Annotated in this window: 36 protein-coding genes; 7 read left to right on the top strand and 29 right to left on the bottom strand. The window is 70.8% G+C overall.

Translation table 11 applies throughout. From position 1 onward, the window contains the following. The first annotated feature begins 98 nt into the window (after positions 1–98). From FHX44_RS21145 to FHX44_RS21130, 4 genes are all read left to right on the top strand, one after another. Complete coding sequence (locus FHX44_RS21145) at positions 99–1400, top strand: MFS transporter (RefSeq protein WP_147257382.1); 1302 nt, start codon at positions 99–101, stop codon at positions 1398–1400. Between the two features lie 126 nt (positions 1401–1526). Next, complete coding sequence (locus FHX44_RS21140) at positions 1527–2474, top strand: NAD-dependent epimerase/dehydratase family protein (protein WP_147257381.1); 948 nt, start codon at positions 1527–1529, stop codon at positions 2472–2474. Then, positions 2471–3400, top strand: coding sequence for an RNA polymerase sigma-70 factor (locus tag FHX44_RS21135; RefSeq protein WP_246170499.1), 930 nt, complete (start codon positions 2471–2473; stop codon positions 3398–3400). The genes FHX44_RS21140 and FHX44_RS21135 overlap by 4 nt, the downstream gene beginning before the upstream one ends. A gap of 136 nt (positions 3401–3536) precedes the next feature. Then, positions 3537–4556, top strand: coding sequence for a saccharopine dehydrogenase family protein (locus FHX44_RS21130; RefSeq protein WP_147257380.1), 1020 nt, complete (start codon positions 3537–3539; stop codon positions 4554–4556). Positions 4557–4672: 116 nt separating this feature from the next. On the opposite strand, the gene FHX44_RS21125 is transcribed toward FHX44_RS21130, so the two are convergent. The 3 genes from FHX44_RS21125 to FHX44_RS21115 are packed head-to-tail and all read right to left on the bottom strand — an operon-like array spanning position 4673 to position 6980. Continuing rightward, positions 4673–4960 (bottom strand): hypothetical protein, encoded by a 288-nt coding sequence (locus FHX44_RS21125; protein WP_147257379.1) that lies wholly within the window; start codon positions 4958–4960, stop codon positions 4673–4675. Further along, the gene (locus tag FHX44_RS21120; RefSeq protein WP_147257378.1) at positions 4957–5505 is read right to left on the bottom strand and encodes an RNA polymerase sigma factor; all 549 of its coding nucleotides are present in this window, start codon (positions 5503–5505) and stop codon (positions 4957–4959) included. Before FHX44_RS21120 ends, FHX44_RS21125 begins: the two co-directional genes overlap by 4 nt. Then, entirely contained in the window at positions 5502–6980 is a 1479-nt protein-coding gene (locus FHX44_RS21115) for a sodium:solute symporter family protein (protein WP_147257377.1), read from the bottom strand. The genes FHX44_RS21120 and FHX44_RS21115 overlap by 4 nt, the downstream gene beginning before the upstream one ends. A 189-nt stretch (positions 6981–7169) precedes the next feature. Between FHX44_RS21115 and FHX44_RS21110 the strand changes: the two genes are divergently transcribed. The 3 genes from FHX44_RS21110 to FHX44_RS21100 all read left to right on the top strand — a co-directional run bounded on the left by FHX44_RS21110 (position 7170) and on the right by FHX44_RS21100 (position 10527). Beyond that, positions 7170–9320: a carbon starvation CstA family protein gene (locus FHX44_RS21110; RefSeq protein WP_281287902.1), complete on the top strand. Its 2151-nt coding sequence runs from the start codon at positions 7170–7172 to the stop codon at positions 9318–9320. After that, the gene (locus tag FHX44_RS21105; RefSeq protein WP_147257376.1) at positions 9317–9508 is read left to right on the top strand and encodes a YbdD/YjiX family protein; all 192 of its coding nucleotides are present in this window, start codon (positions 9317–9319) and stop codon (positions 9506–9508) included. The genes FHX44_RS21110 and FHX44_RS21105 overlap by 4 nt, the downstream gene beginning before the upstream one ends. Before the next feature lie 185 nt (positions 9509–9693). After that, positions 9694–10527, top strand: a complete 834-nt coding sequence (locus FHX44_RS21100; RefSeq protein WP_147257375.1) for a siderophore-interacting protein — start codon at positions 9694–9696, stop codon at positions 10525–10527. 50 nt (positions 10528–10577) lie between these two features. On the opposite strand, the gene FHX44_RS21095 is transcribed toward FHX44_RS21100, so the two are convergent. The 26 genes from FHX44_RS21095 to rplC all read right to left on the bottom strand — a co-directional run bounded on the left by FHX44_RS21095 (position 10578) and on the right by rplC (position 26754). After that, the gene (locus FHX44_RS21095) at positions 10578–11960 is read right to left on the bottom strand and encodes an NAD(P)(+) transhydrogenase (Re/Si-specific) subunit beta (protein WP_147257374.1); all 1383 of its coding nucleotides are present in this window, start codon (positions 11958–11960) and stop codon (positions 10578–10580) included. Further along, a complete protein-coding gene (locus FHX44_RS21090) occupies positions 11960–12298 on the bottom strand; it encodes an NAD(P) transhydrogenase subunit alpha part 2 (RefSeq protein ID WP_142106608.1) in 339 nt (112 codons plus the stop codon). Before FHX44_RS21090 ends, FHX44_RS21095 begins: the two co-directional genes overlap by 1 nt. Further along, complete coding sequence (locus FHX44_RS21085; RefSeq protein WP_246170498.1) at positions 12298–13362, bottom strand: Re/Si-specific NAD(P)(+) transhydrogenase subunit alpha; 1065 nt, start codon at positions 13360–13362, stop codon at positions 12298–12300. The genes FHX44_RS21090 and FHX44_RS21085 overlap by 1 nt, the downstream gene beginning before the upstream one ends. A gap of 946 nt (positions 13363–14308) precedes the next feature. After that, a complete protein-coding gene (gene map / locus FHX44_RS21080; RefSeq protein WP_147257372.1) occupies positions 14309–15130 on the bottom strand; it encodes a type I methionyl aminopeptidase in 822 nt (273 codons plus the stop codon). Continuing rightward, positions 15127–15681: an adenylate kinase gene (locus tag FHX44_RS21075; protein ID WP_147257371.1), complete on the bottom strand. Its 555-nt coding sequence runs from the start codon at positions 15679–15681 to the stop codon at positions 15127–15129. Before FHX44_RS21075 ends, map begins: the two co-directional genes overlap by 4 nt. Before the next feature lie 55 nt (positions 15682–15736). After that, the gene (gene secY / locus FHX44_RS21070) at positions 15737–17044 is read right to left on the bottom strand and encodes a preprotein translocase subunit SecY (protein ID WP_147257370.1); all 1308 of its coding nucleotides are present in this window, start codon (positions 17042–17044) and stop codon (positions 15737–15739) included. Positions 17045–17237: 193 nt separating this feature from the next. After that, complete coding sequence (gene rplO, locus FHX44_RS21065) at positions 17238–17684, bottom strand: 50S ribosomal protein L15 (protein WP_147257369.1); 447 nt, start codon at positions 17682–17684, stop codon at positions 17238–17240. Next, entirely contained in the window at positions 17684–17887 is a 204-nt protein-coding gene (gene rpmD, locus FHX44_RS21060) for a 50S ribosomal protein L30 (RefSeq protein ID WP_147257368.1), read from the bottom strand. The genes rplO and rpmD overlap by 1 nt, the downstream gene beginning before the upstream one ends. Further along, complete coding sequence (gene rpsE / locus FHX44_RS21055) at positions 17887–18516, bottom strand: 30S ribosomal protein S5 (RefSeq protein WP_147257367.1); 630 nt, start codon at positions 18514–18516, stop codon at positions 17887–17889. Before rpsE ends, rpmD begins: the two co-directional genes overlap by 1 nt. Before the next feature lie 31 nt (positions 18517–18547). Further along, positions 18548–18967, bottom strand: a complete 420-nt coding sequence (gene rplR, locus FHX44_RS21050; RefSeq protein ID WP_147257366.1) for a 50S ribosomal protein L18 — start codon at positions 18965–18967, stop codon at positions 18548–18550. Between the two features lie 2 nt (positions 18968–18969). Beyond that, entirely contained in the window at positions 18970–19509 is a 540-nt protein-coding gene (gene rplF, locus FHX44_RS21045; protein ID WP_147257365.1) for a 50S ribosomal protein L6, read from the bottom strand. Between the two features lie 13 nt (positions 19510–19522). Continuing rightward, positions 19523–19921, bottom strand: coding sequence for a 30S ribosomal protein S8 (gene rpsH, locus FHX44_RS21040; protein ID WP_147257364.1), 399 nt, complete (start codon positions 19919–19921; stop codon positions 19523–19525). A 58-nt stretch (positions 19922–19979) separates the two neighbouring features. Further along, entirely contained in the window at positions 19980–20165 is a 186-nt protein-coding gene (locus tag FHX44_RS21035; RefSeq protein ID WP_147257363.1) for a type Z 30S ribosomal protein S14, read from the bottom strand. A 53-nt stretch (positions 20166–20218) separates the two neighbouring features. Then, entirely contained in the window at positions 20219–20788 is a 570-nt protein-coding gene (rplE, locus tag FHX44_RS21030; protein ID WP_147257362.1) for a 50S ribosomal protein L5, read from the bottom strand. Next, positions 20788–21102, bottom strand: coding sequence for a 50S ribosomal protein L24 (rplX, locus tag FHX44_RS21025; RefSeq protein WP_147257361.1), 315 nt, complete (start codon positions 21100–21102; stop codon positions 20788–20790). Before rplX ends, rplE begins: the two co-directional genes overlap by 1 nt. Before the next feature lies 1 nt (position 21103). Further along, positions 21104–21472, bottom strand: coding sequence for a 50S ribosomal protein L14 (rplN, locus tag FHX44_RS21020; protein ID WP_142106622.1), 369 nt, complete (start codon positions 21470–21472; stop codon positions 21104–21106). Then, a complete protein-coding gene (gene rpsQ / locus FHX44_RS21015; protein ID WP_147257360.1) occupies positions 21469–21738 on the bottom strand; it encodes a 30S ribosomal protein S17 in 270 nt (89 codons plus the stop codon). Before rpsQ ends, rplN begins: the two co-directional genes overlap by 4 nt. Then, a complete protein-coding gene (gene rpmC / locus FHX44_RS21010) occupies positions 21735–21980 on the bottom strand; it encodes a 50S ribosomal protein L29 (RefSeq protein ID WP_147257359.1) in 246 nt (81 codons plus the stop codon). Before rpmC ends, rpsQ begins: the two co-directional genes overlap by 4 nt. Continuing rightward, positions 21980–22399 (bottom strand): 50S ribosomal protein L16, encoded by a 420-nt coding sequence (gene rplP, locus FHX44_RS21005; RefSeq protein WP_147257358.1) that lies wholly within the window; start codon positions 22397–22399, stop codon positions 21980–21982. Before rplP ends, rpmC begins: the two co-directional genes overlap by 1 nt. A gap of 3 nt (positions 22400–22402) precedes the next feature. Beyond that, the gene (gene rpsC / locus FHX44_RS21000; RefSeq protein WP_147257357.1) at positions 22403–23221 is read right to left on the bottom strand and encodes a 30S ribosomal protein S3; all 819 of its coding nucleotides are present in this window, start codon (positions 23219–23221) and stop codon (positions 22403–22405) included. Then, positions 23221–23637, bottom strand: a complete 417-nt coding sequence (rplV, locus tag FHX44_RS20995) for a 50S ribosomal protein L22 (RefSeq protein WP_147257356.1) — start codon at positions 23635–23637, stop codon at positions 23221–23223. The genes rpsC and rplV overlap by 1 nt, the downstream gene beginning before the upstream one ends. Positions 23638–23740: 103 nt before the next feature. Next, complete coding sequence (gene rpsS, locus FHX44_RS20990; RefSeq protein ID WP_020622935.1) at positions 23741–24022, bottom strand: 30S ribosomal protein S19; 282 nt, start codon at positions 24020–24022, stop codon at positions 23741–23743. A 15-nt stretch (positions 24023–24037) separates the two neighbouring features. Then, the gene (gene rplB / locus FHX44_RS20985; RefSeq protein WP_147257355.1) at positions 24038–24871 is read right to left on the bottom strand and encodes a 50S ribosomal protein L2; all 834 of its coding nucleotides are present in this window, start codon (positions 24869–24871) and stop codon (positions 24038–24040) included. 16 nt (positions 24872–24887) lie between these two features. Further along, positions 24888–25187, bottom strand: a complete 300-nt coding sequence (rplW, locus tag FHX44_RS20980) for a 50S ribosomal protein L23 (protein ID WP_147257354.1) — start codon at positions 25185–25187, stop codon at positions 24888–24890. After that, positions 25184–26104 carry a 50S ribosomal protein L4, sunset domain variant gene (rplD, locus tag FHX44_RS20975; RefSeq protein ID WP_147257353.1) on the bottom strand — a complete coding sequence of 307 codons (921 nt, stop codon included), beginning with the start codon at positions 26102–26104 and terminating at the stop codon, positions 25184–25186. Before rplD ends, rplW begins: the two co-directional genes overlap by 4 nt. Further along, positions 26101–26754 carry a 50S ribosomal protein L3 gene (gene rplC, locus FHX44_RS20970; protein WP_147257352.1) on the bottom strand — a complete coding sequence of 218 codons (654 nt, stop codon included), beginning with the start codon at positions 26752–26754 and terminating at the stop codon, positions 26101–26103. Before rplC ends, rplD begins: the two co-directional genes overlap by 4 nt. Positions 26755–26765: the final 11 nt, after the last annotated feature.

Here is a 26765-nt window from a genome sequence, read left to right as displayed (position 1 = left end):
CCGTCGTCCGGTCTCGCCGGAATCGGGAGGATCCTGTCGGTCCGCCGCGTTACCGTGCTTGACCTCGACTCGGATTCACATGGTCCCGTGGAACGGTGATGACCGCACAGCTCTCCGGCAGCCGGCTACCCCGGCCCCTCCGACCGTTCCGCCACCGCGAGTACCGCCTGCTGGCCACCTCCATGGCGGCGTCGCTGTTCGCCAGCGGGCTGTGGCTCGTCGCAGGCGTCTACCAGGTCATCGCGCTCGGCGGCGGCCCGAGCGAACTGTCGATCGTGGCCACGGCCACCGCCGTGGGGCTGCTGGTCAGTGCCCTCGGGGGCGGGGTCGCCGCCGACCGGCTGCCGAAGCGGGCCCTCCTGCTCGGGGTCGAGGGCGTCCGTGTCGTGTCGGCCGCCACGGCGGGCGCGCTGGCCGTCACGGGGGCTCTTCAGCTGTGGCACCTCGCCGTCATCTCGTTCGTGCTCGGCGCGGCCGAGGCCTTCTTCTTCCCGGCCTACTCGGCGATCCTGCCCACCCTCCTGCCCGCCGACGAGCTGCTCGCCGCCAACGGCGTCGAGGGCACCCTGCGGCCGGTGGCCCAGCAGGCGCTCGGCCCTGCGCTCGCGGGCGTGCTGGTCGGCGCGTTCGCACCGAGCGCCGCACTGCTGCTCGCGGCCGCCATCTACGCGATCGCCGCGGTCACGCTGGTGGCGATGCGGCGGGTCGCCGTTCCGGCGGCGGGCGAGCGCAGCTCGGTGCTCGGCGACCTGGCGGAGGGCTTCCGCTACCTGTTCCGCACCGGGTGGCTGTTCGCCACGCTGGCCTTCGCCACGCTCTACGTGCTCGTGCTGATCGGCCCGATCGAGGTGCTCCTGCCGTTCGCGGTGCGCGACCAGACCGGCGGTGGAGCCAGCAGCTTCGCGCTCGTGCTGGGTGCGTTCGGGGTCGGCGGCGCGATCGGGTCGCTGGTCGTGTCGTCGTGGCGATTGCCCCGCCGCTACCTCACGGCGATGATCCTCCTGTGGGGAGCGGGGGCCGCCCCGCTCGCCCTGATCGGCGTCACCACACACCTGTGGGTCATGGCCGCCGCCACCTTCGTCGTGGGGTTCACCGGCGCGGCCGCGATGGTCATCTGGGGCACTCTGCTGCAGCGGCGGGTCCCGCCGCACCTGCTCGGGCGCGTCTCCAGCCTCGACTTCTTCGTGTCGCTCGCCCTCATGCCGGTGTCGATGGCCGTGGCCGGCCCCGTCGGCGAGCAGCTCGGCGTGCCGATGACGTTCGTGCTGGCCGGGCTCGTGCCGGTGTTCCTGGCCGTCGCCGCGATCCTCGGCTGGCGGCTCCCCGCCGACGAGATCGCCCATCCCCTCGACGGCCCCCTCGACGCCACTGACGACCCGGCGCCCGTGTCCGCGGCCTGACGGTCGGCGGCACGGCTCGTCGGCGCTGAGGCAGCCGAACCGCGGTGAGACCGAGGCCACTGTCACCAGCCCACCAGGTGTCTCGTCTCAGGTGCGACGAGATCGGGAGAGTGGGAGGAGACCGTGATGCGGGTCTTCGTTGCAGGAGGCACGGGAGCGCTGGGTCGGCGGCTGGTCCGGCAGCTCGTGGCGCATGGCCACGAGGTGACCGCGACGACCCGGAGCGCGGGCAAGGCCGGTGAGCTGGCGGCGCTCGGCGCCCGTCCCGTCGTGGTGGACGGGCTGGACGGCCTCGGGGTCGGGCGGGCGGTCGCCGAGGCGCAGCCGGACGCGATCGTGCACCAGATGACCGCGCTCGCCGGGGTGGCCGACCTGCGGCACTTCGACCGCTGGTTCGCCACCACGAACGAGCTGCGCACCACCGGCACGCGGCACCTGCTGGCCGCGGCGCAGGCGAGCGGGGTCGAGAAGGTGGTCGCGCAGAGCTACACCGGCTGGACGAACATCCGGACGGGCGGGCCGGTGAAGACCGAGGACGACCCGCTCGACCCGCATCCGGCGAAGGCGCAGCGGGAGAGCATGGCCGCGGTGCAGTTCCTGGAGCGGGCGGTGACCGGGGCACCGCTCACCGGGATCGTGCTGCGCTACGGCAACTTCTACGGGCCGGGAGCGTCGGAGTCGATGGTGGAGCTGGTCCGGGCCCGCCGGTTGCCGATCATCGGCAGGGGCACCGGGGTGTGGTCGTTCATCCACCTCGACGACGCCGCCACCGCTACGGTCGCCGCCGTGGAGCGAGGCACCGCAGGCGTCTACAACGTCGTCGACGACGACCCGGCGCCGGTGGCGGAGTGGCTGCCCCACCTCGCCGAGGCCGTCGGTGCCAAGCCGCCGCTGCGGCTGCCGGTCTGGCTCGCCCGGGCGGCGGCCGGGGAGGTCGTGGTTGGGTGGATGACCGAGGGCCGGGGCGCGTCCAACGACAGGGCGAAGAGCGAGCTGGACTGGCGCCCCGCCTGGACCAGCTGGCGGGACGGCTTCCGCCATGGGCTGACCGACGTCGCGGAGGCCCGCCCGTGACGGATCCCGAGGAACCGCCGGCAGCACTGCGCCCGCTGTTGTTCTCGATCGCCTACCGGATGCTCGGCACGGTCAGCGACGCCGAGGACATCGTCCAGGAGACCTTCCTCCGGTACCAGCGGGCGCTCGCCGACGGCACCCGGATCGAGTCGACGCGGGCCTACCTCTCCGCCGTGACGACGCGGCTGGCGATCGACCACCTGCGCTCGGCCCGCGTGCGCCGCGAGTCGTACGTCGGGCAGTGGCTCCCCGAGCCGCTTCTCACCGACCACGGCGAGGAGGACCCCGCCGCACACGCGGAGCAGGCCGACTCGCTGTCGATGGCCTTCCTCCTCGTGCTGGAGCGGCTGAACCCGGTCGAGCGGGCCGTGTTCCTGCTCCACGACGTGTTCGGCTACGGCTACGACGAGGTGGCCCGGATCGTCGGCAAGACCGAGGCGAACAGCCGCCAGCTGGCGACCCGGGCCCGCCGCCACCTCGAGGAGAGCAGGCAGCGGTTCGACGCCTCCCGGCAGGAGCAGCAGGACCTCGCCGAACGGTTCTTCGCCGCCGTCACCGACGGCGACGTGGACCGGCTCGTCGACGTACTGGCCGCCGACGTCGTCGTCTACGGGGACGGGGGCGGCAAGGCCCCGCAGTGGATGGTGCCGATCGCGGGCGTCGACAAGGTGGCGCGCCTGTTCGCCGCGGTGGGCCGCCAGATGCGCGAGGTCGGCGTCCGGCTGCAGCTGCGGGAGGTCAACGGGCATCCGGGGGCGCTCGTGCTCGACGCCGACGGGCGCATCATCAACGTCTTCGTGCTCGACCTCGCCGACGGCGTCGTGCAGACCGTCCGATCGGTCATCAACCCGGACAAGCTCCGCCACCTCGGGCCGGTCGCCGACGTGCGGGCCCTCATGCGCGAGCTCCGGTCGCGGCCGGAGTGACACCCGCGAGGCGCGGGCGCCGAGGGCCGCGGAAGGCAGGGCCGAGACGATCGGGCATGGCCGCCAGAGCCTCGGACATGGGCCCCCGGCCTGCTGTTCCCTAGCGTCGGTCCCCTGATCGACGGAGGGACAGGACATGAAGATCGCCGTCTACGGTGCGAGCGGGTTCACCGGAGGGCTCGCCGCGGCCGAGCTGGGCCGCCGGGGCCTCTCCCCCGTGCTCGTCGGCCGCGACGCGGAACGGCTGCGCAAGGCGGCCGCCGACGCGGGGGTGGCTGGAGCCGAGGTCCGGGTCGCAGGGCTCGACGATCCGCGCGCGCTTGCCGCGGCGTTCGACGGCTGCGACGCGGTGCTCAACGCCGCGGGGCCGTTCGCGCTCTGGGGCGAGCCGGTGGTGCGCGCGGCGATCGCCGCCGGGTGCCACTACCTCGACACCGCGGGCGAGCAGGTCTACATCCGGCACGTCCTCGACACCGCAGGCCCCGATGCGGAACGGGCCGGGGTGACGGTCGTCCCGGCCATGGCCGACGACGGCGGCCCCGGCGACCTGATCGCCCACCTGACCGCACGCGAGCTCACGACCGTCGCCGACCTGCTCGTCGTCGACGCGCGACGGCCCGGGGCGGCCTCGCGCGGAACGGCCCGCTCGATGAGCGCCGTCTTCGACGCGGGCCCGCTCGAGTACGTCGGCGGGACGTGGCGACCGGCGACGGGCGGCGGCTCGTGGATCGCCGTGCCCGGCGAGGCCGAGCAGGTCTCTCTGACGCCGTTCGCCCTGCCCGGCATCGTGACCGTGCCCCGGCACGTCCCGGCGGGGCGGGTGCGCAGCGGCATCCGGACCGAGGTGGCCGAGCTGTTCGCCTCGCTCACCCCGGACGTGGTCGACTCGGTTCCCGAGGTGCTGGACCAGGAGGCGCGGAGCACGAACCGCTGGCTGATGCTGGTCGAAGCCGTCGACGACGCAGGGCGGCGGGCCAGGGGCTGGGCGACCGGGCCGGACGCCTACGGCCTCACCGCGGTGATCGCCGTGGAAGGCGCGCGCCGGCTCGTCGCGGGCGGCGCCCCGGCCGGGGCGCTCACGCCGGCCCAGGCGTTCGACGCGGCCGATTTCCTCGACGCCCTGGCCCCCCACGGCGTCACCTGGCAGATCGCCTGACGACGCCGGGCAGCTCAGAATGTGTTCGAGAAGCCCGCATGTGGGCGCAGACGCCCTGTGATCCAGCAGGTCCCGGCCGCCCTGGGCGGCCCGCTCCGCGCTTCTCGAACACGTTCTCAGGGTTGCCCGATCCGGTCCACCTGCTCCGGCGCCACCGGCCGGTGCACCGGGTCGGAGAAGATCACGTGCGTGTTCGGGTCGGCCTGGCTGAGCGCCCACAGCCCCACGGCGTCGGCCGCGGCGAACACCACCGCGGCGAGGATCGCGAGCACCAGCCGCCTGCGCCGGTAACGCCGCCGCCACCCGGCGCTCACCCGCCGGTACGCGTCCGGGTCGGTGCTGACGCCTGCCGCGAGGGCGTCGAACGCCTCGCGCAGCCGCTCGTCGGTGCCCGGTGTGGTCATCTGCGCTCCTCGAGCACTCGCGACAGCGCGGCCATCCCACGGGAGACGTGCACCTTGACCGATCCCGCCGTGATCCCCATCGCGTCTGCGATCTCGCTTTCGCGCAGGTCGAGCCAAAACCGTAACACCAAGGCCTCCCGCTGCCTGGCCGGCAACGCGCGCACCGCGTCCACCAGCGCCTTCTGATCGTCCCGGAGCACGGCGCGCTCCTCGCCGGAGGCCGCGTGCGCCCGTTCGTCACCCGTCCGTGCCGCGTGCTTGCGCACGACCTGCAGGTGCCGGATGCGCATCCGCGTCAGGTTCACCACCACCGAGCGCAGATAGGTGGCGGCCGCCTCCGGACTGCGCAGCCGCGGCCACCTGCGGTAGAGCTGGTAGAAGGCCTCCGCGACGACGTCCTCGGCGTCGTCGGCACCCAGCAGCACCGCCAGCCGCACGAGTGGCAGGTGGTGGACCTCGAAGAGCTCGGCGACGGCGGCCTCCCGGTCGGCATCGGGCTCGGTGCGTGCGGCGGCGCCGCGCACGACCGTGCCGGTCTCCTTCACCCCGCCACCTCCGCGCGCCCGGCGAACACGGGCGTGAACACCGCGGCAACGGCGAGGTTCACCGCCAGCGCGACGACGGCGACGTAGAGCAGGACGGGCCCGATCGCCACCACCGAGGTGAAGCCGCCCGCCACCGCGAGCACGGTGCCGACGAGCATCCCCGCCGCCCAGCCGACGAGCAGCGCGGAGCGGTGCCACCAGCCGGTGAACAGGCCCAGCACGACGGCCGGGAACGTCTGCAGGATCCAGATGCCGCCGAGCAACTGGAGGTTGATGGCGTCCTGCTCGCGCAGCCCGAACACGAACGCGAGCGCCGCCACCTTCGCCAGCAGCGACACCCACCGCGCCACCCGCACCTCCTGCTTGGGCGTGGCGTGCGGCAGGAAGAACTCGGCGTAGACGTTGCGGGTGAACAGGGCCGCCACCGCAACCGACATCACCGCGGCCGGCACCAGGGCGCCGACGGCGAGCGCCCCGAACACCGCGCCGCTGGCCAGCTCGGGCAGGAGCTCCCGCACCAGCAGCGGGACGGCGACCTCGGCGTTGCCCACCGGCGCCACGACACCAGCGGCCAGTGCCGCCACGCCGAGCAGCCCGAAGAGGCCGAGCACGAACGTCCACGCGGGCATGGCGACGGTGCTGCGGCGCAGCGCGTCGGGGCTGTCGGCGGCGAAGGCCGCGGTGAGCACGTGCGGGTACATCGGGAGGGCGAGCGCTGAGCCCAGCGCGAGGGTGGCGAACGCCGGGTGCAACGCCGGATCGAGCAGCAGGCCGCCGCCGGTGCCGTCGGTCCGCAGCTCGCGGTCGGCGCTGTCGAACATCGCGGCGAACCCGCCGAGGCGCTCGAGCGCCACGGTCAGGACCCCGACCGCGGCCCCGAACACGAGCACGCCCTTGACCAGCGAGATCACGGCCGGCACCCGAAGCCCGCTGCGGAACGTCGCGCCCGCGAGCACCGCGAAGACGGCGGTGAGGACGAGGTCACCCGCCAGGCCCTCCGGGTACAGCCCGCCGGCGGCGAGCACCGCGCGCACGCCGAGCAGCTGCAGCGCGATGTAGGGCATCGTCGCAAGCACCCCGGTGAGCGCGACCACGAGCATGAGCGCGGGCGAGTCGTAGCGGGCACGCACGTAGTCGGCCACGGTCACCGCGCCGGTCTCCCTCGCCGCCGTCCACAGCTTCGGGAGCAGCACGAACAGCACCGGGCAGAGGATCACCGTGTAGGCCAGCGGGAAGAAGCCCAGCGCGCCCGTGCCGTAGGCGAGGCCGGGCACGGCGGCGAACGTGTAGGCGGTGAAGATCGAGCCGCCCAGCAGGAACCAGGTGACCCCGGTCCCGAACCGCCGGTCACCCAGCGCCCACCCCTCGAGGTGGGGCAGTACGTCGCGGCGGTGGAACCAGCGGGCGGAGAACGCCAGCATCGACGTCACGCCGAGCACGGCGATGAACGCGAGGGTGGCCAGCGGCTCGTCCATGGCCCCCACACCTCATCAGGCGGTCCCGCCCGTGTCCATGCCCCCTGCAACCGGAAAGTCTGCGATGCATGTCAACCGGGGGCAGGATGTCGGCAACTACTGCTCGGACCACGGCGACGGCGCCGTGGAGGGGCGAGGAGATGTGATGTTGCAGAGGCTGGGATCCCGGCACTTCCCGGGAGGCAGGGCATGACGCTCACCGAGGCACGGCAGCGGATGAACCCGCGTTCGGTGCTGATCTGGACGGCCGTCGCCATCGTCGGCGCGGTGGCGTGGGGCGTGCTGGCCACATCCCGCGGGGAGAACGTCTCCGCGATCTGGCTGGTGGCCGCCGCGCTCGGCTCGTACGCGATCGCCTACCGCTTCTACGCGCGGTTCATCGTCAAACGGGTCCTGAAGGCCGACGACAACCGCGCCACCCCCGGCGAACGCCTGGACAACGGCACCGACTTCCAGCCGATGGACCGGCGGGTGCTGTTCGGCCACCACTTCGCGGCGATCGCGGGCGCAGGCCCACTCGTCGGCCCGGTGCTGGCCGCCCAGATGGGGTACCTGCCCGGCACGATCTGGATCATCGTGGGCGTCATCTTCGCCGGCGCGGTGCAGGACATGGTCGTGCTGTTCTTCTCGATGCGCCGCGACGGCCGCAGCCTCGGCCAGATGGCGCGCGACGAGATCGGCGTCGTCGGCGGCGTCGCGGCCCTCATCGCCGTGTTCGCCATCATGATCATCCTGCTGGCGGTGCTGGCCCTCGTCGTCGTGAACGCACTCGCGCACTCCCCGTGGGGCACCTTCTCCATCGCGATGACGATCCCGATCGCCCTGTTCATGGGCTTCTACATGCGCAACATCCGGCCCGGCCGCGTCGTGGAGACGAGCCTCATCGGCGTGGCGCTGCTGCTGCTCGCGATCGTCGCGGGCGGCTGGGTGCAGAACTCGAGCTGGGCCGATGCCTTCACGCTCGACCCGCGCACGCTGGTGATCTGCCTGATCATCTACGGCTTCGCCGCCTCGGTGCTGCCGGTCTGGATGCTGCTCGCCCCGCGCGACTACCTGTCGACCTTCATGAAGATCGGCACGATCGTGCTGCTCGCGCTCGGCGTGATCTTCACCGCGCCGACGCTGCAGACCGCGGCGTTCACGGACTTCGCCTTCTCCGGCACCGGCCCGGTGTTCGCCGGGTCGCTGTTCCCGTTCGTGTTCATCACGATCGCGTGCGGCGCGCTCTCCGGCTTCCACTCGCTGGTCTCGTCGGGCACCACACCGAAGCTGATCCAGAAGGAGTCGCAGGTCCGGCTCATCGGCTACGGCGCGATGCTCATGGAGTCCTTCGTCGCGATCATGGCGCTGATCGCGGCCTGCATCCTGGACCCAGGGCTCTACTTCGCGATGAACGCGCCCGCCGGAGTGCTCGGCACCACGGTCGAGTCCGCGTCGGAGGCCGTGAACAGGCTCGGCTTCACGATCACGCCGGAGGCGCTCGCCGGCGCCGCTGCCGCGGTGCAGGAAAGCACCCTCGTCGCCCGTACCGGCGGTGCGCCCACCCTCGCCGTGGGCATGTCGGAGATCTTCTCCGGAGCCTTCGGCGGCGACGCCCTCAAGGCGTTCTGGTACCACTTCGCGATCATGTTCGAGGCGCTGTTCATCCTCACCACGGTGGACGCGGGCACCCGCGTCGGGCGCTACATGCTGCAGGACACCCTCGGCAACGTCTACAAGCCGTTCTCGAACGTGAACTGGAAGCCCGGTCTGTGGATCACCAGCGCGGTCGTCGTGCTGGCGTGGGGCTACTTCCTGTACGCGGGTGTCACCGACCCGCTGGGCGGCATCAACCAGCTCTTCCCGCTGTTCGGCATCGCCAACCAGCTGCTGGCGGCGGTGGCGCTGACGGTGGCGACCACGATCCTGATCAAGACGGGTCGTGCGAAGTACGCATGGGTCACGCTCATCCCGCTCGCGTGGGACGCGGCCGTCACGCTCACGGCGAGCTGGCAGAAGATCTTCTCACCCGTGCCGTCGCTGGGCTTCTTCGCCCAGCGCGACCGCTACGCCGCGGCACTGGAGCAGGGCCAGGTGCTGGCCCCCGCGAAGGACATCGACGACATGCACACCGTCGTGCTGAACTCCACGGTCGACGGCGTCCTGTCGATCCTCTTCGCCGTCCTGATCGTCATCGTGATCGTGAACGCGATGTTCGTCTGGTACCGGGCGCTCACCTCGTCCGAGCCGCTGCCGAGCACGGAGGTGCCCGCGACGCCGTCGAACATCGTGGCGCCCTCGGGACTCATCGCCACGGCGGAGGAGAAGCGGGCGCTCGCGGCGGCCGGGGAACGGTCGTGACCACCCTCGCGAGGGCGTGGCGGGGCGTGCGCTGGTACCTGCGCGAGCTCACCGGCGAGACGCAGTACGACCGCTACGTGGAGCGGCACGCCCGCGAGCACGCCGGCACTCCGCCGCTCTCCCGGCGGGAGTTCGAGCGCCGTCGGATCGACGGGCAGGAGCCCAAGCCGGGCAGCCGCTGCTGCTGAGCCCCTCGTAGCAGCGCCACCGTTGCAGCAGAGCCACTTTCCCGCAGTCACGCTGCAGGAAGGTGGCTCTGCTGCGATATGGGCGCCCGCACCTGGCCGAGCGCCCTGTGGTGAGGCTAACCTCACTTCGTGATCAGTCGCTCCACCCACAGGCAGACGTCGGCCGAGCTCGGTCCGGCGGCGTGATGGGCGCCCCGGACCTGCTCACCGCTCGCGTGCAGGCGGTGCGCACGCTGTGCCCCAACATGATCCGGATCGTCCTCGGCGGCGGTGACCTCGCCTCGTACGTCCCGGCCGGCGTGCCGGACGAGGCGGTCGCTCTCTGGTTCCGGGGCGCGGGCCCATCGGCCGAGCCGATCGGCCGGAACTACAGCGTCCGCGCCTTCGACACCGCCCGTGCCGAGATGACCATCGACTTCGTCGTGCACGACGGCGGCGCGGCGGCCCAGTGGGCCAAGCGGGCCACCCCCGGTGACGAGGTGGAGATCAGCCGGCCGCGCAGCTGGTACCGGCCGGCACCGGACACCGAGTGGCTACTGCTCGTCGCCGACCTCGCCGGCCTCCCGGCACTGGCCCGGATCCTCGAGGAGCGGGACCCGGCCGTACCGGCGCACGCCATCGTCGAGGTGATCGACGAGCAGGAGCTCGCCATGCTGCCGGAAGCACCGGGCGTCACCGTGGACTGCAGCACCGGCACCGGCAACGGGGTCGCCCCGAGCGTGCTGTCCGATCGGGTCCGCGCCCATCCCCTGCCCCCGGGCACCGGGTACGCCTGGTTCGCCGGCGAGGCGGGTGAAGCCCGGCAGGTCCGCAAGTTCCTGCGCACCGACCACGGCTGGAGCCGGGACCGGCTCGACGCCATCGGCTACTGGCGCGTCGAGGCCGAGCGCTGGACGGCGCGCTACGAGCGCGTGCAGAACGAGTTGATCGCCGTCTACCGGGGCGCGCTCGAGGCCGGGCGCAGCGAGAAGGAAGCGAGCGAGCTGTACGACGACGCCCTCGAGCGGGCCGGCCTCTGACGCGTGAGTGGTGACGGGTGCTCCCGCACTCGTCACCACTCACGAGCCCGTCAGAGCGCCTTGAGCTCCTCGGTCACCTCGGAGACGCTCTTCTTCGCGTCGCCGAAGAGCATGGAGGTGTTCTCGGCGTAGAACAGGGGGTTGTCGATGCCGGCGAAGCCGCTGCTCATCGAGCGCTTGAGCACGATCACCGATTTCGACTCGTCGACGTTGAGGATCGGCATCCCGTGGATGGGTGAGCTCGGGTCGGTGCGGGCGGCGGGGTTGGTGACGTCGTTCGCCCCGATCACCAGCGTGACGTCGGTGCGGGTGAACTCGCCGTTGATCTCGTCCATCTCCTTGAGCGCGTCGTAGGAGACGTCGGCCTCGGCGAGCAGCACGTTCATGTGCCCCGGCATCCGGCCGGCCACGGGGTGGATGGCGTACTTGACCTCCACGCCCTTGGCCTCCAGCAGGTCGGCCATCTCCTTCACGGCGTGCTGCGCCTGTGCCACGGCCATGCCGTACCCGGGCACGACGATCACCTGCGCCGCGTACGCCATCTGGATCGCAGCGTCGGCTGCGGACGTCGACTTCACGGTGCGCTCCACACCGTCGTCCGCCCCGGGCAGCGTGGTGGTGCCACCGAACCCGCCCGCGACGATCGCCGGGATGGAACGGTTCATCGCCGTGGCCATCAGGTTGGTCAGGATCGAGCCGGACGCCCCGACGATCATGCCGGCGACGATCATGGCGGTGTTGTCCAGCGCGAGGCCGGCGGCAGCGGCCGAGAGCCCGGTGAGGGCGTTGAGCAGCGAGATCACCACCGGCATGTCGGCGCCGCCGATCGGCAGCACCACCAGCACGCCGAGCACCGCAGCCAGCACCAGCAGGCCGACGATCCAGATCTGCGGTGCCCCGCCCATACCGGCCACGACTGCGCAGACGACCGCGCCGAGCAGCAGGAGGCCGTTGACGAACTGCTGCGCCTTGCCCAGCCCGATGGGGCGCCCCGGGAGGATCTCCTGCAGCTTGCCGAAGGCGATCAGCGAGCCCCAGAACGAGATCGACCCGACGATCGCTGCGAACATCGACGCCACGATCACGTGACCGGGCTCGGCGAGGAAGCCGTCCGTGGTGCGGAACTCCGACCACGCGATGAGCGCCACCGCCCCGCCGCCGACGCCGTTGAACAGCGCCACCATCTGCGGCATCGCGGTCATCTTCACCTGCCGGGCGGACGGCACGCCCAGTGCCGTGCCGACCACGAGGCCGACCACGATCAGCAGCCAGTTGTGCTCCACCTGCAGCAGCGTGGCCACCACCGCGAGCGCCATGCCGGCGGCGGCGATCCAGTTGCCGCGCACCGCCGTCTTCGGGCCGGTGAGGCCCATCAGGCCGTAGATGAAGAGCGAGAACGCGATGATGTAGAGGATCGCGACGAGAGCGTCCATCAGGAGTCGCCCTTCCCGTTCGACGCGATCTTCTCCGCGGCCGGGGCCTGCGGCTTGGCCTTGAACATGCCGAGCATCCGGTCGGTCACGAGGAAGCCACCGATCACGTTGATCATGCCGAACGCGATGGCGACGACCAGGAGGATCGCGTCCACGACCGACGGGTTCTCCAGGTGGCCGAGCACGATCAGGCCGCCGAGCAGCACGATGCCGTGGATCGCGTTGGTGCCCGACATCAGCGGCGTGTGCAGCGTGTTGGGCACCTTCGAGATCACCGCGAAGCCGACGAAGCCGGCCAGCACCAGGATCGCGAGGTTCGCCAGCAGTCCGGTTTCCATCAGTCCCTCCCGCGGGTGACGCAGGACTTCGCGAGCACCTCGTCGTCCCAGTTCGGCGCGACGGCGCCGGACTCGTCGAGCATCAGTTCGAGCAGCGCCGAGACGTTGCGCGCGTACAGCTCCGACGCGTGCTCGGGCATCGTGGCCGGCAGGTTCAGCGGGGCCGCGATCGTGACGTCGTGCTTGACGACCACCTTGCCGGGCTCGGTGAGCTCGCAGTTGCCGCCGCTCTCCCCCGCCAGGTCGACGACCACGCTGCCCGGCCGCATGCCCTTCACGGCCGCGGCGGTGACCAGGGTGGGCGCCGTGCGGCCGGGCACGTTCGCCGTGGTGATGACGACGTCGAAGCCCGTGATCGCCTCCTCGAGGCGCTTCTGCTGCTCCGACCGCTCATCGGCTGTGAGCTCGCGGGCGTAGCCGCCCTCCCCCGCAGCCTCGATCCCGAGGTCGAGCCACTGGGCGCCGAGCGAGCGCACCTGGTCGGCCACCTCGGGTCGCACGTCGTAGCCGGTGGTGCGGGCGCCGAGCCGCTTCGCGGTGGCCAGCGCCTGCAGACCCGCGACACCCACGCCGAGCACGAGCGCGGTAGCGGGCTTCACCGTGCCGGCGGCCGTGGTGAGCATCGGGAAGAAGCGCGTGCTGTGCTCCGCGGCGAGCAGCACGGCCTTGTAGCCGGCGACGTTCGCCTGCGACGACAACGCGTCCATCGACTGGGCCCGAGAGATGCGCGGGACCGCCTCCATCGCGAAGCCCTGGACGCCTGCCTTGGCCAGCGCGTCGACGGTGTCCGGCGACGTGAGCGGCGCGAGGAACCCGATCAGCGTGCTGCCACCGGCCAGCTTGCCGATCTCCTCGGGGGTGGGCGGGTTCACCTTGGCCACGACGTCACACGGCCACGGGTCCCCGATCGTGGCCCCCGCCTGCGTGAACAGCTCGTCGGGGATCAGCGCGCCGAGCCCGGCCCCGGCCTCGACCACGACGTCCACACCCCGCGTTCGAAGCTTCTCGACGACCTTCGGCACCAGGGCGACCCGGCGCTCCCCGGCGGCAGTCTCGCGCGGCACCCCGACGGTGGTCCGTCGCGGTACTGTGGATTCTGTATTCACAAGACCGGAGCCTAGCCCACGGCACGCCCGATCAGGGGACGAGTGTGACGTGCGCGGCCCGAACGCGCACTTCGCCCCCTGTGTCTGTGCTACTCGGAAGATCGCCGCCACCGGCTCCGGCGGACCAACGCATGTGTCCTCGGTGGCGGCGCATCGTCCGGGCCCAGCCCGCCTGGCCTTTGGTGGCGCCCCGCATCGTCAGGCCCAACCCCACCGGGCCTTCGGTCGCGCCGCGCATCGTGCGGGGCCGCCCCTCAGAGCTCAAGGGCGCCTACGGCGTCGCTTCGCGATCGCTTCGCGACCCTTGACCTCCGAGTCTCTGCGACCCCTGAGGGCAGCACTACGCGGGCAGGCCAGGGGCCTGCCCTCCTGGCGCGCGGCGCCACCGAAGGCGGTCCCACGGCCAAGATCGAGGCTCCGGCGTGGAAAACGGCCGAAAACGACACGGCAACGCGCCGAACAGCCGATCATGCCGCCCGCAGCGCCGCCAACAGCCGACTTCACATACCCAGTACGGACTTCACACAAGGCCGGCCTTCTGTGAAGTCGCCACTAGGTGTGTGAAGTGGCTATCCGCGGAGGGAGAGGGCTCCCGGGATCGGCCCGAGGAGTCCATCAATGTCGCCGCCGAGCCCATGGTGCGCTGATCGGAACGATCTCCGCAGCTCGCGCGCCCGTTCTCCGCCCACGCGCCCCGTCGAGCGGGTGCCTGGACCGACACGGGGGCGAACAGACACCAGGAGCACGACCGGCACGCAGGCCCACGATCACGTGCCGTGAGACCGGCCTGCCGGCGGCGCCGCGCGCCACGACGGGCAGGCCCCGGCCCGCCCGCACCGCATTCCCCGCACAATGCGCGGCGTCGTCAGGAGGCCTGAACCCGGAAGCCTGCCCGGCAGGGGGATCAGGGAAGGGTGAGGATCCTGGGGCCGTCATCGGTGATCGCGACGCTGTGCTCCCAGTGCACCGCCCGGCTGCCGTCGGCCGTGACCACGGTCCAGCCGTCGTCCAGCTCGACGGTCTCCGGGTCACCGGCAGTGAGCATCGGCTCCACGGCGAGGGCCATCCCGGGTAGCAGCCGCGGCCCTTGACCGGGGTCGCCGTAGTTGGGCAGGAACGGGTCCATGTGCATCGACGTTCCGATGCCGTGCCCGCCGTACTCGGCGACGATCCCGTACCGCACACCGTCGCGCTCACCGGCAGCCTCGGCGGCCACCTGCACGGCGTGCGAGATGTCGGTGAGCCGGCCGCCGGCGCGCACGGCGGCGATCCCCGCGTGCAGCGCCTCCTCGCAGGCGGCCGACAGGGCGAGATCGGCGGACGAGACCGCGCCGATCGGGATCGTCACCGCAGCGTCGCCGTGCCAGCCGTCGAGGATCGCCCCGCAGTCGACGGAGATCAGGTCACCGTCGGCGAGGATCTGGGAGGCCGCCGGGATGCCGTGCACGATCTGCTCGTTCACCGAGGCGCAGATGGATGCGGGGTAGCCGTGGTACCCGAGGAACGACGGGGTGGCCCCGCCGTCCCGGATGGTCTGCTCGGCGAGCGCGTCCAGCTCCGCCGTGCTCACCCCGGCCTTCGCCGCCTCGACGACCGCGGCCAGCGTGCGGGCGACGAGAGCACCCGCGGCGCGCATCGCATCCAGCTCACCGGGGGTCTTCAGCTCGATGTCCCGCCCCCGCCAGCGCGCGATCAACCCGCGAACGCCCCTGCGCCCCGAACTCATCGATCCCGGAGCGCGTCGGAGATCCGGTCGGTGATCTCCTCGACGGCGCCCACGGCGTCGATGGTCACCAGCCGGTCGCGGTAGTGATCCAGCAGCGGCGCGGTCTCCGCGCGGTAGACCTCCTGGCGGCGACGGATGACGTCCTCGGTGTCGTCGGTGCGCCCCCGGCCGAGCAGCCGGCGCACCAGCTCGTCCTCGGGCACCTTCAACTCGACGACCGTGTCGATGTCCTCGCCGCGCTCGGCCAGCAACTGGTCGAGCGAGTTCGACTGGCTCAGGTTGCGCGGGAAGCCGTCGAGCACGAAGCCCTTCGCCGCGTCGTCCTCGGCGAGGCGCTCGCGCATCATCGCGATGGTGACGCTGTCCGGCACGAGGTCGCCCGCGTCGATGTACCGCTTGGCCTCGAGCCCGATCGGCGTCTCGGCGCCCGGCCGCAGGTTGGCGCGGAACAGATCACCGCTGGAGATGTGTGGCACGTCCAGGTGCTCCGCGAGACGCACCGCCTGGGTGCCCTTGCCCGCGCCTGGTGGACCGACCAGAAGAAGACGCACGCGACACCGACCTCCTGAACTCGACAACGAACCGAACCCGACCGATCGACCGACGCTAACGCAGGAAACCGTCGTACTTGCGTTGCATGAGCTGGCTCTCGATCTGCTTGACGGTGTCGAGGCCCACTCCGACCATGATCAGCACAGCGGTGCCCCCGAAGGGGAAGTTCTGGTTCTGGCCTGAGCCGGTGATGCCGAGGAAGAAGTTCGGCAGCACCGCGACGATGCCGAGGTACAGGGAGCCGGGCAGCGTGATGCGGGACAGGACGAACTGCAGGTACTCCGCGGTCGGCCGGCCCGGGCGGATGCCCGGGATGAAGCCGCCGAACTTCTTCATCTCGTCGGCCCGTTCCTCGGGGTTGAACGTGATGCCGACGTAGAAGTAGGTGAAGAAGATGATCAGCGCGATGTACAGCGTGATGTGGACCCAGCTCGACTGGTCGACGAGATAGGTCTGCACGAACTGCTGGAACCCGCCGCCGGTGGTGCCGGCTAGCCGAGAGATCAGGTCCGGCAGGTACAGCAGCGAGGAGCCGAAGATGACCGGGATGACACCGGCCTGGTTGACCTTCAGCGGCAGGTAGGTGGAGGTGCCGCCGTACATGCGGCGCCCGACCATCCGCTTGGCGTACTGCACCGGGATCCGGCGCTGCCCCTGCTCGACGAACACCACGCTCGCGATGATGGCCAGGCCGAAGAAGCAGACACCCGCGAAGACCAGGCCGCCGTTCTGCAGGATGTTGGCGCCCTCGCCGGGGATCCGGGCCGCGATCGAGGTGAAGATCAGCAGCGACATGCCGTTGCCGATGCCGCGCTCGGTGACCTGCTCACCCAGCCACATGATGACCGCGGTGCCGGCCGTCATCACGATCACGATCACCGAGAGCGTGAAGATGTTGGACTCGGGGATCACCGGGAGGGAGCAGTTGGTGAACAGCTGCCCGCGGTCGGCCAGCGCGACGATGCCGGTGGCCTGCAGGATGGCGAGCGCGATCGTGAGGTACCGGGTGTACTGGGTCAGCTTGCTCTGACCCGACTGCCCTTCCTTCTTGAGCTGCTCGAAGCGCGGGATGACCACCGTGAGCAGCTGGATGATGATGCTCGAGGTGATGTACGGCATGATGCCGAGCGCGAAGATCGACAGCTGCAGCAGCGCGCCGCCGGAGAACAGGTTGATCAGCGAGTAGATGCTCGCGTTGTCGCTCTGCTCGACCTGTTCGAGGCACTCCTGGATGTTCGGGTAGGACACCCCGGGCGACGGGATCGAGCACCCGAGCCGGTACACCGCGATGATCCCCAGCGTGAAGAGGATCTTCTTCCGCAGGTCCGGCGTGGTCAGTGCCGACCGAAAAGCGCCTAGCACTCGGTGATCCTCCTGTACTGGGTGGCCCGCTCCGCGGCGGGCCCGTCCGTCGCGATCGAGAGCGACGTTTCGCCGGGCTCCCGCTGGACTTCGACGAACCCGGGCACGAACGACTCTAACAGCGGCCGCTCCACCCGTACGGCACGGACCGGCCCATATCAGGGCCGGTCCGCACCGAACAGGCGTGAACTGTCTACAGTTCCGTGACGCTGCCGCCCGCGGCCGTGATCTTGTCGCGGGCGCTGCCGGAGAAGGCGTGGGCGCTCACGGTGAGCGCGACGCCGTCCAGGTCGCCGTTGCCGAGAACCTTGACGAGCTGGTTGCGCCGCACCGCGCCGGCCGCGACAAGCTCGTCGGGACCGATGGTGCCGCCCTCGGGGAACAGCTGGGCGAGGTCGCCCACGTTCACCACCTGGTACTCGACGCGGAACCGGTTCTTGAAGCCCTTGAGCTTCGGCAGCCGCATGTGCAGCGGCATCTGGCCACCCTCGAAGGCCGGCGAGACGGTCTTGCGTGCCTTGGTGCCCTTGGTACCTCGGCCCGCCGTCTTGCCCTTGCTGCCTTCGCCGCGCCCGACCCGGGTCTTCTCGGTCTTGGCTCCCGGGGCGGGGCGGAGGTGGTGGATCTTGATGGTGGTCATCAGGAGCCGACCTCCTCGACCGTCACGAGGTGACGGACGGTGTGGATCATGCCGCGGATCTGCGGGGTGTCGTCCCGCTCGACCGTCTGGCGGATCTTGCGCAGACCCAGCGACTTCAGGGTGGCGCGCTGGTTCTGCTTGCAGCCGATGCTGCTGCGGACCTGGGTGATCGCGAGCTTCGCCGCGTTGGTCGTTTCGGCCATCACGACCTCGCACCCTGCGCAGCGGCCGCACGGGCCCGCAGCATCTCGGCGGGGGCGACGTCCTCGAGCGGCAGGCCGCGGCGGGCCGCGACCTCCTCGGGCCGCTGGATCTGCTTCAGCGCGTCCACCGTGGCGTGCACGATGTTGATCGCGTTGTCGCTGCCCAGCGACTTCGACAGGACGTCGTGGATGCCCGCGCACTCCAGCACGGCGCGCACCGGGCCACCGGCGATGACACCGGTACCTGGGCTCGCCGGGCGGAGCATGACGACGCCCGCGGCGGCCTCGCCCTGCACGCGGTGGACGATCGTGCCGCCGATGCGCGGGACGCGGAAGAAGTTCTTCTTCGCCTCCTCCACGCCCTTGGCGATCGCCGCCGGCACCTCCTTGGCCTTGCCGTAGCCGACGCCGACCATGCCGTCGCCGTCACCCACGATCATGAGGGCGGTGAAGCTGAAGCGCCGGCCACCCTTGACCACCTTGGCCACGCGGTTGATCGTGACCAGGCGCTCGATGTACGGGGTCTTGTCCTGGGCCGCCCCGCCACGGCCTCCGTCCCGGCGGTCCCGGCGGTCGCGGTTGTCGCCGCCCCCAGGGCCCCCGCCGTCACGCCGTGTGCGTCCCGGCATCAGACGTTCCCTTCCATCTTGTTCGTGTACATCAGAACTCCAGCCCGCCTTCGCGGGCGGCGTCGGCCAGCGCCGCGATGCGCCCGTGGTAGTCGTAGCCACCCCGGTCGAAGACCACAGCGCTGACGCCGGCCTCGCGGGCGCGGGCGGCCACCAGCTCGCCGACCTTCGCCGCGCGGGCCTTCTTGTCGCCGTCCAGCGCGCGGACGTCGGCCTCGAGCGAGGACGCCGAGGCCAGCGTGTGGCCGGCGACGTCGTCGATCAGCTGCACGAGGATGTGCCGCGAGCTGCGCTTGACGGCCAGACGCGGACGCTCGGCGCTGCCGACGACCTTCTTGCGCAGGCGCGCGTGCCGGCGGGTGATCGCGGTGCGGCGCTTGGCCGACACCTGGGAAGCTACGCGCTTCCTGGCGTTGGCGGAGATCGTCTGCGTCGAATCGCTCTGGGCCATGATCACTTACCCGTCTTTCCGACCTTGCGGCGGACGTTCTCGCCCGCGTACCGCACACCCTTGCCCTTGTACGGCTCGGGCTTGCGGATCTTGCGGATGTTGGCTGCGGTCTCGCCGACCAGCTGCTTGTCGATGCCGCTGACCGAGAACCGGGTGGGCGTCTCCACCGCGAAGGTGATGCCCTCCGGCGGCTCGACCACGACGGGGTGGCTGAAGCCGAGCGCGAACTCGAGGTTGGAGCCCTTCAGCGCGACGCGGTAACCGACGCCGACGATCTCCAGCCTCTTCTCGTAGCCGGAGGTGACGCCGACGACGAGGTTGTTCACCAGCGAGCGGGTGAGGCCGTGGTAGGCCTTGCTACGACGCTCGTCGTCGGGGCGCTTCACGAGGATGGCGCCGTCGTCACCGCGCTCGACCGTGATCGGCTCGATGACGGTGTGCGACAGGGTGCCCTTGGGGCCCTTCACGGTCACCGTGCGGCCGTCGATGGAGACGTCCACCCCGGCGGGCACGGTGACGGGCAGCTTCCCGATGCGGGACATGTCTTCTACCCCCTCACCAGACGTAGGCGAGGACTTCCCCGCCCACGCCGTTCTTCTTCGCCTGCTGGTCGGTCTGGAGACCGCTGGACGTCGAGATGATCGCTACGCCGAGGCCGCCGAGGACCCGGGGCAGGTTGGTGTTCTTCGCGTACACCCGCAGGCCGGGCTTCGACACGCGCCGCAGACCGGCGATGCTGCGCTCCCGGTTGCGCCCGTACTTCAGCTCGATGACCAGGTTCTTGCCGACCTCGGCGTCCTCCACGTGGTGGGAGGCGATGTAACCCTCCTTCTGGAGGATCTCCGCGATCGCGACCTTGAGCTTCGAGTGCGGCATCACCACGCGGTCGTGGTACGCCGAGTTGGCATTGCGCAGACGCGTGAGCATGTCTGCGATGGGGTCGGTCATCGTCATGTGACGTCGTCACTTTCCCGCCGTGGTTCCCCGGTGCCGGGGCCTGCGGCGAACAGGATTACCAGGAGGACTTGTTCACGCCGGGCAGCTCGCCCGCGTGAGCCATGTCCCGGACGCAGACGCGGCAGAGGCCGAACTTGCGCAGGACTGCCCGCGGCCGGCCGCACTTCTGGCAGCGGGTGTAACCCCGCACCTTGAACTTCGGCTTGCGCGCGGCCTTGATGATGAGAGCCTTCTTGGCCATCTCACGCCTCCCAGACAGGCAGTAGGGGAAGCCGAGCTAGCGTCTGGGCCATCTCACGCCTCCTTGAAAGGGAAGCCGAGCTTGCGCAGGAGCGCCCGGCCTTCCTCGTCGGTCGTGGCCGTGGTGACGACCGTGATGTCCATGCCGCGCGGCCGGTCGATCGTGTCCGGGTCGATCTCGTGGAACATCGACTGCTCCGTGAGCCCGAACGTGTAGTTGCCCCGCCCGTCGAACTGCGTGGCCGAGAGGCCACGGAAGTCGCGGATACGCGGCAGCGCGATCGTCAGCAGGCGGTCGAGGAACTCCCACATCCGGTCGCCGCGCAGGGTGACCTTGGCGCCGATCGGCATGCCCTCACGCAACTTGAACTGCGCGATGGACTTGGTGGCGCGGCGGATCTGCGGCTTCTGACCGGTGATGGTGGCCAGGTCGCGGACCGCGCCGTCGATCAGCTTCGCGTCGCGGGCGGCCTCGCCGACACCCATGTTGACGACGACCTTGACGACGCCGGGGATCTGCATGACGTTCCCGTAGGAGAACTGGTCACGCAGCTCCGACTTGATCTCGTCGAGGTAGCGCTGCTTGAGCCGGGGCGCGGTGCGCTCGGCGGTGGGTGCGCTCATCAGATCTCCTTCCCGGAACGCCGGGAGATCCGGACGCGCTTGCCGTCGTCGGTGGCCTTCTTGCCGACGCGGGTGGGCTTGCCGTCACCATCGACCAGCATCACGTTCGAGACGTGGATGGCGGCCTCGGTGGTGATGATCCCGCCGGACTGCGCGCCGCGCTGGTTCTGGGTGATCCGGGTGTGCTTCTTGATCCGGTTGACACCCTCGACGAGCACGCGCTGCGTGTCCGGGTAGGCCTGGATGACCTTGCCCTTCGCGCCCTTGTCCTTGCCGGCGATCACCTGCACGGTGTCGCCCTTCTTGATCTTCATGTCAGAGCACCTCCGGGGCGAGGGAGATGATCTTCATGAACCGCTTGTCGCGCAGCTCGCGCCCGACCGGGCCGAAGATGCGGGTCCCCCGCGGCTCGCCGTCCTGCTTGATGAGCACGGCGGCGTTCTCGTCGAACCGGATGTAGGACCCGTCCGGCCGCCTGCGCTCCTTGACGGTGCGCACGATGACGGCCTTGACCACGTCACCGCGCTTCACGCCGGCGCCGGGGATGGCGTCCTTCACCGTGGCGACGATCGTGTCGCCGATTCCTGCGTAGCGCCGACCGGAGCCGCCCAGCACCCGGATGCACAGGATCTCCTTGGCACCGGTGTTGTCGGCGACGCGCAGCCGCGACTCCTGCTGGATCACTTCGCCTTCTCCAGGATCTCCACCAGCCGCCAGCGCTTGGTGGCCGACAGCGGGCGGGTCTCCATCAGCCGGACGCGGTCGCCGATCCCGGCCGTGTTGGCCTCGTCGTGCGCCTTGACCTTGCTGGTCCGGCGGATGACCTTCGCGTACAGCGGGTGCTTCACGCGGTCCTCGAGCTCGACCACGATGGTCTTGTCCATCTTGTCGGACACGACCAGGCCCTCACGGACCTTGCGCTCCCCGCGGACCTGAGCCTTCTCACTCATGCCGCACCCTCGTCGTTCTCATCGGGGGCGGCCGAGAGGCCCAGCTCGCGCTCGCGCATGATCGTGTAGATCCGCGCGATGTCGTGCCGGACGGTACGCAGCCGCCGGTTGTTGTCCAGCTGCCCGGTGGCCATCTGGAAGCGGAGGTTGAACAGCTCCTCCTTGGCCTCCCGCACGCGCAGCACGAGCTCCTCGTCGGAGAGCTCACGCAGCTCGGCAGCGGTGGTCGTGCCTGCGGCCATCAGATGTCACCACCTTCACGGGTCACGATCCGGCACTTCATCGGCAGCTTGTGGATCGCGCGACGCAGCGCCTCACGAGCCGTCTGCTCGTTCGGGTAGCTCATCTCGAACACGACCCGGCCGGGCTTGATGTTGGCGACCCACTTCTCCGGCGAACCCTTGCCGGAACCCATGCGGGTCTCGGCGGGCTTCTTGGTGAGCGGGCGGTCCGGGAAGACGTTGATCCAGACCTTGCCGCCACGGCGGATGTGCCGGTTGATGGCGATACGGGCGGACTCGATCTGCCGGTTGGTGATGTAGGCAGGCTCGAGCGCCTGGATGCCGAAGTCGCCGAAGGTCACCCGCGTGCCGCCGGTCGCCATGCCGGTGCGGTGCGGACGGTGCTGCTTGCGGTGCTTGACCTTGCGTGGGATCAGCATGGGTCAGCTCCCACCCTGCTCGTTCTCGACGGTGGCGGTGGCGGTACCGCCACCCGACGACTGCTCGGCGGCGGCCCGCCCGGCCTCGGTGCCCGAGCCGGTGGTGCCCGACGCACCCGAGCGACGACGCTGCGGACGGTCCCGACGCGGACGCTCCGGAGCGGCAGCCGCGGCAGCGACGCCCTCCCGGCGGCCACCGACGACGTCGCCCTTGTAGATCCACACCTTCACGCCGATGCGGCCGAACGTGGTGCGGGCCTCGAACAGGCCGTAGTCGATGTCGGCGCGCAGCGTGTGCAGCGGCACGCGACCCTCGCGGTAGAACTCCGAACGCGACATCTCCGCGCCACCGAGGCGGCCGGAGCACTGGATCCGGATGCCCTTGACCTGCGGGCTGCGCATGGCGGACTGGATGCCCTTGCGCATCGCGCGGCGGAACGCCACCCGGTTGGACAGCTGCTCGGCGACCGCCTGGGCCACGAGCTGCGCGTCCGACTCCGAGTTCTTCACCTCGAGGATGTTCAGCTGCACCTGCTTCTTGGTGAGCTTCTCGAGCTGGCCGCGGATGCGGTCGGCCTCGGCGCCACGGCGGCCGATCACGATGCCCGGGCGCGCGGTGTGGATGTCCACCCGCACGCGGTCACGGGTGCGCTCGATCTCGACCTTCGAGATGCCGGCCCGCTCCATGCCCTTGGAGAGCATGCGGCGGATCTCGACATCCTCCTTGACGTACTCGGCGTACTGCTTGTCGGCATACCAGCGCGACTTCCAGTCGGTGGTGATGCCGAGCCGGAACCCGTGCGGGTTGATCTTCTGACCCATCAGCGGGTCCTCCCCTTCGCACCGCGGGCGCCGCGACCGGCCTTGACCGGCTGCGACTCGACCTCGACGGTGATGTGGCTCGTGCGCTTGCGGATCCGGTAGGCGCGGCCCTGGGCCCGCGGCCGGATGCGCTTGAGCGTCGGGCCCTCGTCGGCGTAGGCCGCCGCCACCACGAGGGTGTCGGGGTCCAGGTCGAGGTTGTTCTCGGCGTTGGCCGCGGCGCTCGCCACGACCTTGAACAGCGGCTGGGCCGCTGCCTGCGGCGAGAACCGCAGGATGTCGAGTGCCTCCTGGACCGGGCGGTCCTTGATCAGCGCAACGACCCGCCGCACCTTCGTGGGCGACATGTGCACGTACCGCGCCACCGCGCGCGCCCGTGCGGGCGCGGCGGCAGGGGCTTCGGTGGTCTCAGCCACTTCTCTCTCCTCTGCTACCAGTGCCCGCGCCTCGCACGCCCTCGCTGAGCTCGGGCGGGCGCTGCGCGCAGGCGCTGTGTCGATGATTCGCTCGCAAGCTCGCTCATCGCCTACGCGCCTTGCGGTCGTCCTTGATGTGGCCCCGGAAGGTGCGCGTGGGCGCGAACTCCCCGAGCTTGTGACCCACCATCGAGTCCGACACGAAGACCGGCACGTGCTTGCGGCCGTCGTGCACCGCGATCGTGTGGCCGATCATGTCGGGGATGATGGTCGAACGGCGGGACCAGGTCCTGATCACCGTCTTCTTGCCCGACTCGTTGAGGGCGTCCACCTTCTTGAGCAGGTGGTCGTCCACGAACGGGCCCTTCTTCAGGCTGCGCGGCATTTCTTACCTCCCTGCTCAGCGCTTCTTGCCGGTGCGACGCCGGCGAACGATCAACTTGTCGGACGGCTTGGTGCGGCGGGTGCGGCCCTCGGGCTTGCCCGCGGGGTTGACCGGGTGGCGACCACCCGAGGTCTTCCCCTCACCACCACCGTGGGGGTGGTCGACCGGGTTCATGGCGACACCGCGGACGGTGGGGCGCTTGCCCTTCCACCGCATCCGGCCCGCCTTGCCCCAGTTGATGTTGGAGTGCTCGGAGTTGCCCACCTCGCCGACGGTGGCGCGGCAGCGCACGTCGACGTTGCGGATCTCCCCGGACGGCATGCGCAGCTGCGCGTAGGGGCCGTCCTTGGCGACCAGCTGCACGCTGGAACCCGCGGAGCGGGCGATCTTGGCGCCGCCGCCGGGGCGGAGCTCGATCGCGTGCACCACGGTGCCGGTGGGGATGTTGCGCAGCGGCAGGTTGTTGCCGACCTTGATGTCGGCGCGCGGACCGGCTTCCACCGTGTCGCCCTGCTTGAGCTTCGCCGGCGCGATGATGTAGCGCTTCTCGCCGTCGGCGTAGTGCAGCAGCGCGATGCGGCTGGTGCGGTTCGGGTCGTACTCGATGTGAGCGACCTTGGCCGGGATGCCGTCCTTGTCGTTGCGCCGGAAGTCGATCAGGCGGTAGGCGCGCTTGTGGCCGCCGCCCTGGTGCCGGGTGGTGACCCGCCCGTGCACGTTGCGGCCGCCCTTGCTGTGCAGCGGGCGGATCAGCGACTTCTCGGGCGTCGAACGCGTGATCTCGGCGAAGTCCGAGACACTCGACCCACGACGACCCGGGGTCGTCGGCTTGTACTTGCGGATGCCCATATGTGTCGTCAGCCCCTCAGCTCGCCCGGCCGCCGAACACGTCGATCGTCCGGCTCTCCTCGGAGAGCGTGACGACCGCGCGCTTGGTGTCCTTGCGCTTGCCGTAGCCGGTGCGGGTGCGCTTGCGCTTGCCCGGGCGGTTCAGCGTGTTGACGCTGAGCACCTTGACCCCGAACACCTTCTCCACGGCGATCTTGATCTCGGTCTTGTTCGCGTCGGGGGCGACGACGAAGGTGTACTGGCGCTCCTCGAGCAGCCCGTAGCTCTTCTCCGACACCACCGGCGCGAGCAGGATGTCCCGCGGATCGGGGATCACTTGTCAGCCTCCTTGCGCTGCGACGGCGGGGCGGAGAACCCTGCCGCCTCGGCCGCCTCGGCGGAGGCGAACCAGACCTCGGCCTCCGTGCGGGCGTAGAACGAGCTGCCCGGCACGTGGTAGAGCATCGAGTCGGCGTTGCCCTTCACGGGGAAGCCCTCCGGCTGCGAGCCGTCGGCCAGCGGAGCGTGGCTCTGCGGCCCGTACGGCCCGGCCTCGGCGCCCTTCTCGAGCGACGCGGCCTCGCTCTCCCGCGCGATGGCCCTGGCGACCGCCGCCTTCGGCGTGGCGATCGGGCCGGCGAGGAAGGCGTCGAGCGCCTCCTGGGTGAACACCACCGCGTCGTTGACCAGCACGTCGTACGTGTTGAGCTGGTCGGGCGCGATCAGGTGCACCGTGGGCAGGTTCCGCAGCGACAGCCAGCTCGTCTCGTCGTCACGACCGAGCACCACCAGCACGCGCTTCGCCTCGCCCGCGACGGCCTCGATCGCCTTGCGCGCGGACTTCGTGGACGGGGTGTCCCCCGTGACGACCGCGGAGACGACGTGGACCAGCCCGGCGCGCGCCCGGTCGGAGAGGGCACCGCGCAGGGCGGCGGCCTTCATCTTCTTCGGGGTCTTCTGCGTGTAGTCCCGCGGCGTGGGGCCGTGGACCACACCGCCACCCGCGAACTGCGGGGCGCGGGTCGAACCCTGGCGGGCGCGGCCGGTGCCCTTCTGGCGGTACGGCTTCTTGCCGCCGCCACGCACCTCACCGCGGGTCTTCGTGTCGTGCGTGCCCTGGCGGGCCGCCGCCAGCTGGGCCACCACGACCTGGTGCATCAGCGGCACGTTGGCCGTGACGTCGAAGACGTGGTCGGGCAGCTCGACGGTGCCGCCCTTCGTGCCCTCGGGGGACAGGACGTCGACGGAGCTCACTTCACACCACCCTTCGCGGCCGTCTTGACGAGGAGGAGGCCGCCGCGCGGACCGGGAACGGCGCCCTTGATCAGCAGCAGCCCGTTGTCGGTGTCCACGCGGTGCACCGTGAGGTTCTGCGTGGTGACGCGCGCGTTGCCCATCCGGCCGGCCATGCGCAGGCCCTTGAAGACCCGACCGGGCGTGGCGCAGCCGCCGATGGAACCCGGCGAGCGGTGCTTGCGCTGGGTGCCGTGGCTGTTGCCCAGGCCCTTGAAGCCGTGGCGCTTCATGACACCCGCGGTGCCCTTGCCCTTGCTGGTGCCCACCACGTCCACGGCGGCGCCGGCGTCGAACACCTCGGCGGTGATCTCCTGCCCCACCGTGTACTCGCCGGCGTCGGCCGTACGCAGCTCGACCAGGTGCCGGCGCGGCGTGGTGCCCGCCTTGCCGAAGTGGCCGGTGCGCGGCTTGTTCACCTTGCGCGGGTCGATCGACCCGTAGGCGAGCTGCACGGCGGTGTAGCCGTCGGTCTCCGGCGTGCGGACCTGCGTCACCACGTTCGGGCCCGCCTGGACCACGGTGACCGGGACCACCCGGTTGTTCTCGTCGAAGACCTGGGTCATCCCGAGCTTCGTGCCCAGGATCCCGGTGATCTTGCGTTCGGTCATCGGTCCAAGCC

Origin of the sequence: Pseudonocardia hierapolitana (assembly GCF_007994075.1) — a bacterium.
GTDB lineage: Bacteria > Actinomycetota > Actinomycetes > Mycobacteriales > Pseudonocardiaceae > Pseudonocardia > Pseudonocardia hierapolitana.
The sequence above is the reverse complement of the archived record's forward strand: the minus strand, read 5'-3'. Positions and strand labels throughout refer to the sequence as shown.